The sequence below is a fragment of the Nocardia sp. NPDC058705 genome, assembly GCF_042749305.1.
In the GTDB taxonomy this organism is placed as follows: Bacteria; Actinomycetota; Actinomycetes; order Mycobacteriales; family Mycobacteriaceae; genus Nocardia.
Genome location: NZ_JBHYRN010000032.1, coordinates 60,236 through 72,034 on the forward strand (window position 1 = coordinate 60,236; position 11,799 = coordinate 72,034).

Sequence of the window (11,799 nt, forward strand, 5' to 3'; positions counted from 1 at the left end):
CAGCTCAATTCAGAGCGTGCGATCATCGGCATCGGTTCGCGGTTCGGCCACCGCGCTGTGTTTGCCGTTGCCGTTGCCGTTCGACCGGCTGTTCTGCATGGCCAGCAGGTCCCGGATCTCGATGAGCAGCTCGTTGTCGGAGAGCGCCTCATCGGCCTTGGAGAACCGCTTCTTGGTCATGGTGGCGGGCACGACCAGGACGAAGTACAGGATCGCGGCAACCATCAGGAAGTTGATCCCCGCGGTGATGATCGGTCCGACCTCGATGAAGGTGGCCGGTTTGTCCGCGATGAGCTGGAACCCGAGCCCCTTCTGGTTCGAGTCACCGAACACGGCCAGCAGTGGATTGATGATCCCGTCGGTGAACGCGGTGACGATCGCGACGAACGCCGTGCCGATCACGACGGCGACCGCCAGGTCCACTACGTTGCCGCGGAGCAGGAAATCTCTGAAACCTTTGAGCATTGCCGATGTCTCCTTCGTGGAGGAGCCGGCCCGGGGCGCTGGACTCCCTGTCGAATGATCTGAAACGGTGGTGCTTGGTTCCTCTGCGATGGTATCGAGAGTCAGGGCAAATTTCTCGCGAACTGCATCACGGGCGACCGTCAAACAGTCAGTGGAAGACGACAGTCAGTGCCGTTCGTAACGACGCACCGGCGACCGCGGTGGCGTATTCGGTGTCCAACGCGAGCAGGACCACCCGCTCCGCTCCGCGCCGATCACCCGTGGCAGTGACGAGCACGACCGCCGCGTCGGTGGCCAGCGTCCGTGCGGGCGCGCTCGCCCCCGGTCCGCCCGCGTCCTCGACGCCGACCACATCGACCCGGTCGCCCGCCCGCAACACCTCAGCCACCGCCGCATCGGCCAATCGGATCGGCACGATGCGCGCATCGGCACTGCCCGCGGCCGCGGCGGCCAGCCGTGGGCCCACCACTCGCAGATCGGTGAAGGTCTCGCCCGCGTGCATGGCGCCGGTCAGTGTCGCGCCGAGCAAGGGAGCGGTCGCACCGACGGAACCTGTTGGCATCGAGCGGGATTCGTGCTGATCGACGCGCAGATCGTCGGCGGTGAGCAGCCTGCCCGGCGCGAGATCGCGGGCCGCGACAACCACGTCCACCTTGGCTCCGCCGGGGTCGCCACGCACGAACAACACCACGGCGGCGACCGCGAGTACGGCGGCGGCGATGCGCCGGGCGAGGAGCGCATCGGCCCAGGCCGGACGGTTACCGAGGGCGAAGCGCCAGGAACTACCACGTCCCAGATCGGCGAGGCTGCGAGTCATAGCGAAAGCGTAGAACCGCGGCCGGTCGGAAAAGTCGCCGAAAGCCCCGCCTGTGGATAACTACGGGGCTGTGGATAACTGGGGAAAAGTCAGCTGGCGGCGGCCGGAGTGGAGCTGGTGCTCGGCGTACTCGGGCTCGACGAAGAATTTCCGTTGCCGTTGCTGGTGCTCGCGCCATCGGACGATGTCTTCGCCGGTTCACTCGCGGTGGACGCGCCACCACGGCTGTCGGTGCGGTAGAAACCGCTGCCCTTGAACACGATGCCGACCGAGTTGAACAGCTTGCGCAGCTTCCCGGAGCACTGCGGGCATTCCGTCAGTGTGTCGTCGGAGAAGGACTGAACGATGTCGAAGCGGTTGTCACACTCGGTGCACGCGTACGAATAAGTTGGCACAGGATCCTCCGCAAGTCTCTCGTCGATCTAGCACTCTACCGCCGACACTGCCAACGTCGCGAATCGCCGTTTCATTCCGGCGAAACGGGGAGGTCGCGGCCCAGCTGTCGCAGGCCACCGCCGGGGGTGAGCGCCCAACCCATTCGCCGATCGTGCGGTTCCTCGGGAAGCCGGTCGACCAGTTCATTATCCCGGACAACAGCGATGAGCCGCACCTCCGCGCGGGCCGCGCCCAGCGTCCGGTCGTAATACCCCGCCCCGCGCCCGAGCCGCACCCCGCGCCGATCCACCGCGAGCGCGGGAACCAGGATCGTGGCGGCCTCGGCCACCGTCGCGGGCGGCAGTGTCTCGGTGGCGGGTTCGAGCAGGCCGTAGCGGGCCTTTCGCAAGGAATCCGCGCCCTCGTAGCGCGCCCAACTCAGCGGACCCGGCTCGCCGGTCACCGGCAGCAACACTGTGGCGCCGTGTTCGCACAGCGCGTCGAGCATGCGCAGATCGCCGGGTTCGCCACGGACCGGAACGTAAGCGCACACAACGTCATCTACCCCGGTGAGGCGGGCTGTCGAGGTCGCGAGCGCGGCCGCCTCGACGGCGTGTTCGGCGGGGCTCACCTGTGCGCGAGTGGCAAGGATCTCGCGGCGCCACGCATATTTGGTGCGCTCACCGGGCATCTCCACAGCGACCACCTTAGTCTGCACAGGTGTGCGGCGAGCCGACGTCTCCTAAGCTCTTGCCGACGCCGGATCGTCGCGCGGGCGATCGGACGGCACTGAATGGATAGGGTATGCGCATGACAGACAAGACTTCCGGTTTCCGCACTGCGGTGGTACCCGCGGCCGGACTCGGGACGCGGTTTCTGCCTGCCACCAAGACGGTGCCCAAGGAATTGCTCCCGGTGGTCGATACCCCCGGCATCGAGCTGGTCGCCGCGGAAGCCGCCGATTCCGGTGCCGATCGCCTGGTGATCGTGACCTCGCCCGGTAAGGACGGCGTCGTCGCGCACTTCGTCGAGGACCTCGTCCTGGAGAGCACCCTGGCCGAGCGCGGCAAGTTCGCGCTGCTGGAGAAGGTGCGCAAGGCCCCCGGCCTGCTCGACGTGACCTCGGTCGTGCAGGAGGAACCGCTGGGCCTCGGCCACGCGGTCGCCCAGGCCGAGTCCGTGCTCGACGACGACGAGTTGGCCATCGCCGTCCTGCTGCCCGACGATCTGGTGCTGCCGTGCGGCGTGCTCGAGACGATGAGCCGGGTCCGTCGCGAACGTGGTGGCTCCGTGCTGTGCGCCATCGACGTGCCCAAATCCCAGGTCAGCGCCTACGGTGTCTTCGACGTCGAGGAATGCGCCGACAATGCCGAGACCGACGTGCTGCGCGTGAAGGGCATGGTCGAGAAGCCCGACCTCGCCGACGCGCCCTCGACCCTGGCCGCCGCGGGCCGCTACCTGCTCGACCGAGTGATCTTCGACGCACTGCGCCGCATCACCCCGGGCGCGGGCGGGGAACTGCAGCTCACCGATGCCATCGCCCTGCTGATCGCCGAGGGCCACCCGGTGCACGTGGTGGTCCACCGTGGGTCGCGCCACGACTTGGGCAACCCGGGCGGTTATCTTCGAGCTGCTGTGGATTTCGCCCTCGAGCGGGACGAATACGGCCCGCAGTTGCGCGAGTGGCTGAACTTCCGGCTCAGTCCGGAATGGGATCCACAGTCGCCCGTCGCCTAAACGCGGTAGAAACGCCGCCGCCATAGATTCAGGAGCTCGATGCGCTCGGTTGAGGATCAGCTGATCAAGGTCACCGCGGCTGCGGTCGCACCCCGGCCGGTCCGGGTGGCGATATCGGAGGCCCAGGGTTTGCTGTGCGCCGAGGACGTCGTCACCGAGCGACCGCTGCCCGGCTTCGATCAGGCCGCCATCGACGGGTACGCGGTGCGCAGCGTCGATGTCACCGCCGCGGGCGTGGACGTGCGTGACGAAGAGGGCGAGCTGATCGACCTCACCCTGCCCGTGGTCGGCGAGGTGGTGGCCGGTTCGCGCCAGCCCATCCGCTTGCAGCCGCGCCAGACCGTGCGGGTCGACACCGGTGCGCCGCTGCCGACCCTGGCCGATGCCGTGCTGCCGGTGGAGTTCACCGACGGTGGGCGGGCCAGGATCAAGGTGTTCGAGCCGGTTCGCTCGGGCGACTACGTCCGCCGGGTCGGCGACGACGTGCAGCCCGGGGACGTGGCCGTGCGCGCGGGCACGATCATCGGCGCGGCCCAGGTGGGTCTGCTCGCCGCGGTCGGCCAGGACAAGGTACTCGTGCATCCGCGTCCTCGGCTGTCGGTGATCTCCATCGGCGGCGAACTCATCGACATCGATCGCACGCCCGGCCCCGGCCAGGTCTACGACGTGAACTCCTATGCCCTCGCGGCCGCCGCGCGTGACGCGGGCGCCGATGTGAACCGGGTCGGCATCGTCAGCGCCGATCCGCGCAGGCTGCGTGACGTGGTCGAAGGACAGCTGGTGCGTTCGGAGGTCGTGGTGATCGCGGGCGCGGTCGGCGGCTGGGCCTCCGATCAGATCCGCGAGGCGCTCGACGGGCTCGGCGAACTCGAGGTCGACCGGGTGGCGATGCACCCCGGCTCGGTCCAGGGCTTCGGCCGACTCGGTCGCGACGAGGTACCCACCTTCCTGCTGCCCGCGAATCCGGTGAGCGCGCTGGTGGTGTTCGAGGTGATGGTGCGTCCGCTGATCAGGATCGCACTCGGCCGTCGCCAGCCGATGCGTCGAATTGTCAGCGCCCGCACCATCACTCCCATCACCTCGATGCCGGGCCGCAAGGGCTACCTGCGCGCGCAACTGCTGCGCGACGAGGCGACCGGCGACTACCTGGTGCAGCCGCTGGGCAACGGCAACGGCGGCTCCTCGCACCTGCTGGTGACCCTCGCCGAGGCCAACAGCCTGATCGTGGTGGAACCCGACGACACCGATTTCCGCACCGGTGACGAAGTGCAGGTCGCGTTCCTGGCGCAGCGCGGCTGAAAAGTGGACTCCATGAACGTATTCCGGGCCGGACAGCATCCCGGATGGCCCGCTCGGCTCGGCCCGGTGACGGTGGCGGGCGGCAAGGTGACCCTGCGGCCCGTGCGTTTCCGCGATGCCGCCGCGTGGAGCCGGATCCGGTTGCGCGACCGCGACCACCTCGAGCGCTGGGAACCGACCGGACGCGGCAGCTGGGAGGCGCGCAATCACGCGTCGAACTGGCCGTCGCTGTGGACGAGTTTGAAGGCCGAGGCCCGGCGCGGGGCGATGATCCCGCTGGTCATCGAGGTCGACGGGCAGTTCAGCGGTCAGCTCACCATCGGCAACATCGTGCGCGGCGCGCTGCGTTCGGGCTGGATCGGCTACTGGGTGGCCAAGGACCTGGGCGGTCAAGGGGTGGCGACGGCCGCGCTGGCGCTGGGTCTCGACCACTGCTTCGGCCCGGTCGGCCTGCATCGCGTCGAGGCGACGGTGCGGCCGGAAAACCTTGCCAGCCAAGCGGTTCTGCGCAATGTCGGCTTCCGGGAAGAGGGCATGTTGCGCCGCTACCTCGATGTCGACGGCGCGTGGCGCGACCACCTTCTGGTCGGGTTGACTGTCGAAGAGGTTATGGGCACCGTGGTGGATCGCCTGGTCAGGGAGGGTCGGGCGGCGCAGCCGTGAAATTTCTGTTACTCATGTGGCAGGTGTGCACGGCGCGCCTGCCACACGGGCGCGTCTGCCCGAATTAACCTACGGACGTCAGTGGTGCGTCCACAGATGGACAACACGTAGGTGGGGACGGGAGGTGATGACCGCGATGCCGAACTCGATCCTGTGGATCGGACTGGTGGTGCTGTGGGTCTTCGTCCTGTTCCCGATCATGGCGGACCGGCATCCCCGGATCCGTCGCACCACCGATGCCGCGCTCGCCACACGCGTGCTGCACCGTGGCGGGGCCGAACGACGGATCCGCATCGGGGCCGCGGGCGGTCACGAGAGTGACCCCGATTACCGACCCCGTGTGCTGAACAAGCGCCCCCACCGTACTGATTCGGAGGATCGGATGACGTCCGAAGAGCCCGTCACCGAAGACGACGACGAAAAGCTGAACCCCGCAGTCGAACTCGACGCAGCGGACACCGACAACGTCGAAGAGTCCACCACAACAGCAGATCTCGACGACGATGTGTCGGAAGATGCTGCGGCGGAGTCGATCTCGGCGCAAGTCGACGAGGAGCCGCCCGTCGCCGCGCGCATCCCGCCCGCGCCGCCGGCTCGCCTCGACGACCTCGTAGCCGAGGACGACGACGCCGAGTTCGAGGACGACGGGTTCACCCCCACGCGTCGCGGTCGCGGCGGCTACGACCCTGAAGCCGACGCCATCGCCCGCGCCGCCCGCTACAGCTTCCGTCAGCGCGCGGTCATGGGCCTGATCATCGGCCTGATCCTGTTCGCCGCGTTCGGGCTGCTGCTCAACTCGATGTTCTGGTGGGCGTGTGGCCTCTCTGCCGCCGTGCTCGCCGGCTACCTCGCGTATTTACGTAAGCAGGTCCACGTGGAGGAGGAGATCCGGCGCAGGCGCGCGGCCCGCCTCACCCGTGGCAGGCGTCAGGAAGCCGCCGAGGCGACCCCTGAGGCGGCCACCACCCGGCGCACGATGGACCGCGACACCGCACGCGCCCTGCGCCGCCGCTCCACCCTGCTCGACACCGACGACGAGGACCCGAGGTTCGAGTTCCTCGAGATCTTCGATCCGGCCACTTCTCGCGCACTACGCAACCGGGTCGAAGACCTCGGTCAAGCCGTCGGCGAGTAACTGGTGCAACCACGCAAATCAGCAGGTCAGAGTACCGATTCGGTATCGGGGCGCAACCCCTGATACAGTGTCACAGCGCGGTTCACCAGAGCCGCACGGGGCTATAGCGCAGTTGGTAGCGCGTCTCGTTCGCATCGAGAAGGTCAGGGGTTCGATTCCCCTTAGCTCCACAAGATGACGCCGCTCGACCATCAGGTCGGGCGGCGTTTTTCGTCGGCCGGGGTGCCGATGATTGCTTGAACGGCGGATGAACAAATGCCGGTACGTGAGGGGCATTTACATTTCGGTGCGATCAATAACACAGTGCATGGTGAAAGGTTCACTCTGCATTTTTCCGGGCGCGCCAGCCCATTGTTTCGGGGGCACGCCCGGCTGCCGACCGGGGGTTAGCCGGAGCGTTACCGATTCCGGCTGAGGGTTGCGTCACATTCTCCCCGCCCGGAATTGATTTCCCAGGTCATAGTGGTCGTGCACACTGTCTTATGTCTATTCACAGCCATTAGCTATTGGTGAAAAGTTTATTTGCGGAGATGATGGGTAGAAGCTAACGTTTTGATAAATCTGAATAAGCCGCGCAGGACCGCGAGCGCCCGCGCTCATCAAGTTCGCTGCCGGGGAGGAATCGGTTCACCAGCGAACAGATGCGACGCCACCAACGGGAGGGGGCGTCGAACGCGTCTGTTGGAAAGTAGTCAGAGACAGTTCATGACAGCGGTCATCGAGGCTCGTATCGAGCCGGAAGATATTCCGAATACCCACCCGTCGCTCGAAGTGCGTGGAATCGCGGTGATCGCTTCGATCACCGCCATCGTGATGACGTTGACAGCCGGGCGATACGACTACTTCGGCGACGAGCTCTATTTCCTCTCGGCCGGACGTCGACTGGACTACACCTACGCCGACCAGGGCGTGATCGTGCCGATGTTCGCCTGGATCGCCGACCAGCTCGCACCGGGATCGGTGACGGCGCTGCGCTTCCCAGCCGTGCTGATGTGCGTGGGCGCGGTGATCGTGGCCGGGCTGATCGCCTACGAACTCCGCGGCAACCACCGCGTCCAGATGCTCGCCGCCGCCGCCTACGCGCTGTCGGGTCTGGCGGCCAATCAAGTCGTCTTGAGCACCTTCTCCTTCGACGCCACTCTCACCGCCGTGATCACCTGGCTGTTGATTCGCTGGGTGCGCACCCGCCAGGACTGGCTGATCGTCGTCGCGGGACTCGTTGCCGCGCTGGATATGCAGGTGAAGTGGATGATCCCCATCGTCTGGGCGTGCCTGGGCCTGGCGGTCATCGTGTGCGGTCCCCGCGAAGTGCTGCGCCGCCCCGCGCTGTGGGTGGCGACCGGCATCCTCGCCGCGTCCCTGATCCCGATTCTCTACTGGCAGTCCCAGCACAACTGGCCCCAGCTGGCCATGGGCTCGGTCATCGGCGCGGAACAGGATGCCACCGGTTACGGCCCGATCGGATTCCTGCCGCAGTTCCCCATTCTGGCCGGCATCATGGGTACCTTGCTGCTCGCCATCGGTCTCTGGGCGGCGTTCAAGCAGGAGTCGCTGCGCCCCTATCGCTTCATCCCGGTGGCGCTGGTGATCATGACCGTGTTCGTCATGATCACGCACGGTAGGCCCTATTACCCGGGTGGCCTGTTCCCTGCCATGTTCGCTTTCGGTGCCGTCGGTCTCTGGCAGTACGACCGGAAACGATGGATGAACCTCGCGCTGGTACCGATCGCCGCGGCCTCGGTACTGACGACCGTCGTCACTCTCACCGTGATTCCGCTGTCGCCCAGCTGGCGTAGTCAGGCCGATAATGCCCTCGATCTCGGACTCAAGACGGCATTCTTCGGTAACACCAACTGGTCGTTGATGGTCGACGCTGTCAATGACGGTTATGCCACGCTGACGCCCGAAGAGAAGGCCGCCAGTGTCATTGTCGCGCAAGGCTATCCGCAGGCAGGTGCGGTCGAACAGTTCGGCAGACAGTACGGCCTGCCCGCCACCTACAGCCCGAGCCGCGGCTTCGGCTTCTTCGGTCCGCCGCCGAACTCGGCCACCTCGGTGGTCTACGTCGGACTCGATACCGCCGAGGCGGACTTGCGATCCCGTTTCGACGAGGTGGAGCGCATCGTGCACCTCGACGACCCGATGGGCACCCCCGGCATCGACCGCATGACCGCAGTCTGGGTCTGCAAAGGCCCGAAGCAGCAGTGGTCGACCATGTGGGACACCATGACCACCCTGTACTTCGATCTCGGGCTCTGGCGAGATCCCAACACCACAACCCGCCCGACACACTGAGATACGAAGAACCCCCGGTCGCGAGCGCGCGGCAGGGGGTTCTTTCGTTCGAGTTCGGCGTCAGTTCTTGATCAGCTCCGGCTCGTCCGCGTCGTCCTGCACAGGCGCGGCGTGCGGGTCGAGGGCCGCGCGGTTGGGCAGCAGCACCGCCATCGCGATCACGATCAGGGCCAGCAGGGCCGAGATCAGGAAGGCAAGGCGCATGCCGTCGAGGGTGGCGTCGACCGGCGGGGTGCCCTCGGCGATGAGCGAGGTGCTGCGGGCCGACATGACCGTGACCACCAGGGCGGTGCCGAACGCGGCGGCCACCTGCTGGATGGTGCCGAGCATCGAGCTGCCGTGCGAGTAGAGGTTCATCGGCAGGGCGCCGAGACCCAGCGTGAAGACCGGAGTGAAGGCCGCGGCCAGCGAGATCATCATCAGGATGTGCAGGCCGAGCAGCTGCCAGTACGGCATGGTCAGCGAGACCTGGGTGAACCCGAACAGCGAGGCGGTGATGCCGATCGAGGCGGGGATCACCAGCATGCGGCCACCGAACTTGTCGAACAGCTTGCCGACCGTGGGTCCGAGCAGACCCATGGCCAGACCGCCGGGCATGACGAGCAGACCGGTCTCGAAGGCGCTGAGCCCGCGCAGGTTCTGCATGTACAGCGGCAGCAGGATCATCGAGCCCATCATCGCCAGGAACGCGATCGACATCAGGACCAGCGCCTTGGTGTAGGTGCCCTGCAACAGCACCCGCAGATCCAGCAGCGGAGTTCCGTTGCGCTGCAAGTAGACCTGACGCACTGCGAACAAGGCGATCAGCGCGATACCACCGGCGGTGATCAGTGCCGCGACGGTGTAGCTGTCACCGTGGAACTTGCTCAGACCGAACACCAGACCACCGAAGCCGAGCGCGGCCAGCGCCACGCTGGGCAGGTCGAGCACGCCGGGCTGCGGTTCGCCGACATTCTCGAGCTGACGCAGACCCAACCACGTGACCACACCGGCGATCGGCAGCATCGCCACGAACAGCAACCGCCACGAGTCGATCCCCGGGATATCGATCTGCAGGATCAGCCCGGAGACGACCGGTCCCATGGCAGGCGCGACCGAGATGGCCAGGGTGACGTTGCCCATCACGCGACCACGGTCCTGCTCGGCCACGACGGTCATCAGGGTGGTCATCAGCAGCGGCATCATCACCGCGGTGCCACCGGCTTGGATGATCCGGCCGATCAGCAGCACCGCGAAGGTCGGCGCGAGTGCCGAGATGACGGTGCCCGCGATGAACACGCCCATCGCGGCCGCATAGGCCTGGCGGGTCGTGACCCGCTGCAGGAACCAGCCGGTGGTGGGGATGATCGCGGCCATCGTCAGCATGAACGCGGTGGACACCCACTGCGCGGCCACCTCGGTGACGTGCAGATCGGCCATCAGGCGCGGGATCGCGTTGATCATGATGGTCTCGTTGAGAATCACCACGAAGGTCGCCAGGACCAGCACGCGGATGACGGTCGGTGTCTTGCCCTTCGTCATCGGTGGGGATATATCGGCGGACATCGGGTTACCTCCGGGAAGCATGGTGGATTCGGCGGGCGTGAGCTGTGGCCCGATGCCGAGTCGATCGCGTCCCGGCACCACACGAGAAAAGACGGGTTCCGTCGGTCCAACTCATCGGGCGACGGTCAGTATTCCGGTCGGGTACGACACAAATCACCTGGTTTTCCCATCGGCCGACGAACGGTTCGGGATGAAAAATGCAGGCTGAGAGGGTTTCGAACTGAATCGAACACGCGATGGTGACCCTGGTCACTGCCGCATTCCGACTGGTGAAAGGTCGGTGTGTTTCCCGATAGAGAGGCCGGTTGGCGGGGTATACCGGAACGGTGACTACATCGAGAGCTTGGCTTGCTGTGGTGTGCGCGATTGTTGCCGCGCTCGGTGGTGCGAAGGCATCGGCCGATCCGGGGGCACATGTGGCGGGGGAGGCGCCGTTGGGCGGCAGGTCCGCTCAGATCGATGTGTATTCGCCCGCGATGGGGCGGGTTATCCAGAACAAGGTGATCAAGGCGGCGGGGGCAGGGGCGCCCACGTTGTACCTGCTCACGGGGGCAGGCGGCGGGGCCGACGGGATCTCGTGGTGGGACAACACCGATGTCCGCAACTTCTTCGCCGACAAGTTCGTGAACGTGGTGATGCCGGTGGGGGGCGCGTTCACGCTGTACACCGACTGGATTTCCGATGATCCGGGCGTCGGGCGGGTGCGGTGGGAGACGTATCTGACCCAGGAGTTGCCGGGGGTGATCGACGGTGCGCTCGATACGAGTGGGCGCAATGCGATCGCGGGCGTGTCGATGAGTGCGTCGTCGGCGCTGGACCTGGCTATTCAGAGTGGTTCGCGGTTTTCTGCGGTGGCGGCGTTGAGCGGGTGTCCGTGGGCTTCGGATCCGTTGGGGATCGCGATGGCCAGTGCGCAGGCGGTGCGTGGTGGGGGGAATCCGGGGAACATGTGGGGGATTCCTGGTGGGCCGGGGTGGCAGGAGCACGATGTGTTCGCCAATGCGGGGCGGCTGGCGGGGAAGGCTATTTTCCTGTCGGCGGCGACGGGGTTGCCGGGTGCGGCGGATCGGGGGTTGCCGATGCCGCCGATCGAGACGCTTGCTGGGGCGTGCACGGCGGCGTTTGCGGGGCGGTTGGGGCAGTTGGGGATTCCGGCTGTGCATGTTCACCGGCCGACCGGGTCGCATACTTGGGGGCAGTTCGAGGCTGATTTGCATGAGGCCTGGCCGCATTTGGCTGCTGCCATTGGGTGAGGAGTCGTTCCGGGGTGATTTATTGGGTGAGGTCGGGGTGAGTAGGGCCGGGGGTGTGCGGCACAGCTGCGGGGGTTTGGGTAGTTCTGGGACGGGTGTTTGGGCAGGGCTGCGGGGGTTTGGGTAGTCCCTGTGGTTTGGGGCTGTGTTTTTGGAGCGCTGGCGCGCTCGAGCGCGGCCCCTGGGGGGCCGCGAGTTAGCCGCCGTTGCTGGAG

11 protein-coding genes and 1 tRNA gene are annotated in these 11,799 nt (G+C 66.5%); 7 read left to right on the plus strand and 5 right to left on the minus strand.

Annotated elements, in window-relative coordinates; genetic code table 11:
• Window positions 1–9 precede the first annotated feature (9 nt).
• The 4 genes from mscL to ACFW6D_RS27785 form a co-directional block, all read right to left on the minus strand.
• Complete coding sequence (gene mscL, locus ACFW6D_RS27770) at window positions 10–465, minus strand: large conductance mechanosensitive channel protein MscL (protein WP_379332881.1); 456 nt, start codon at window positions 463–465, stop codon at window positions 10–12.
• Window positions 466–613: 148 nt separating this feature from the next.
• Window positions 614–1,282: an SAF domain-containing protein gene (locus tag ACFW6D_RS27775; protein ID WP_379332883.1), complete on the minus strand. Its 669-nt coding sequence runs from the start codon at window positions 1,280–1,282 to the stop codon at window positions 614–616.
• Window positions 1,283–1,371: 89 nt separating this feature from the next.
• On the minus strand, window positions 1,372–1,677 hold the full coding sequence (locus tag ACFW6D_RS27780; RefSeq protein WP_379332885.1) for an FmdB family zinc ribbon protein: 306 nt from the start codon (window positions 1,675–1,677) through the stop codon (window positions 1,372–1,374).
• Between the two features lie 71 nt (window positions 1,678–1,748).
• On the minus strand, window positions 1,749–2,348 hold the full coding sequence (locus ACFW6D_RS27785) for a 5-formyltetrahydrofolate cyclo-ligase (protein ID WP_379332903.1): 600 nt from the start codon (window positions 2,346–2,348) through the stop codon (window positions 1,749–1,751).
• A 119-nt stretch (window positions 2,349–2,467) separates the two neighbouring features.
• Between ACFW6D_RS27785 and ACFW6D_RS27790 the strand changes: the two genes are divergently transcribed.
• The 6 genes from ACFW6D_RS27790 (at window position 2,468) to ACFW6D_RS27815 (ending at window position 8,786) form a co-directional block, all read left to right on the plus strand.
• A complete protein-coding gene (locus tag ACFW6D_RS27790) occupies window positions 2,468–3,394 on the plus strand; it encodes a UTP--glucose-1-phosphate uridylyltransferase (protein WP_379332887.1) in 927 nt (308 codons plus the stop codon).
• Window positions 3,395–3,433: 39 nt separating this feature from the next.
• Complete coding sequence (gene glp / locus ACFW6D_RS27795) at window positions 3,434–4,693, plus strand: gephyrin-like molybdotransferase Glp (protein WP_379332889.1); 1,260 nt, start codon at window positions 3,434–3,436, stop codon at window positions 4,691–4,693.
• A 12-nt stretch (window positions 4,694–4,705) separates the two neighbouring features.
• Window positions 4,706–5,356, plus strand: coding sequence for a GNAT family N-acetyltransferase (locus tag ACFW6D_RS27800; protein WP_379332891.1), 651 nt, complete (start codon window positions 4,706–4,708; stop codon window positions 5,354–5,356).
• 136 nt (window positions 5,357–5,492) lie between these two features.
• Window positions 5,493–6,491, plus strand: a complete 999-nt coding sequence (gene glpR / locus ACFW6D_RS27805; protein ID WP_379332892.1) for a gephyrin-like molybdotransferase receptor GlpR — start codon at window positions 5,493–5,495, stop codon at window positions 6,489–6,491.
• A 97-nt stretch (window positions 6,492–6,588) separates the two neighbouring features.
• Window positions 6,589–6,661: transfer RNA gene (locus ACFW6D_RS27810), tRNA-Ala, on the plus strand.
• Between the two features lie 535 nt (window positions 6,662–7,196).
• Window positions 7,197–8,786, plus strand: coding sequence for a glycosyltransferase family 39 protein (locus tag ACFW6D_RS27815; RefSeq protein ID WP_379332894.1), 1,590 nt, complete (start codon window positions 7,197–7,199; stop codon window positions 8,784–8,786).
• A 60-nt stretch (window positions 8,787–8,846) separates the two neighbouring features.
• On the opposite strand, the gene ACFW6D_RS27820 is transcribed toward ACFW6D_RS27815, so the two are convergent.
• Entirely contained in the window at window positions 8,847–10,331 is a 1,485-nt protein-coding gene (locus ACFW6D_RS27820; RefSeq protein WP_379332896.1) for an MDR family MFS transporter, read from the minus strand.
• Window positions 10,332–10,657: 326 nt separating this feature from the next.
• Here ACFW6D_RS27820 and ACFW6D_RS27825 point away from each other — a divergent pair, with 326 nt between their 5' ends.
• A complete protein-coding gene (locus ACFW6D_RS27825; RefSeq protein ID WP_379332897.1) occupies window positions 10,658–11,584 on the plus strand; it encodes an alpha/beta hydrolase in 927 nt (308 codons plus the stop codon).
• Window positions 11,585–11,799 lie beyond the last annotated feature (215 nt).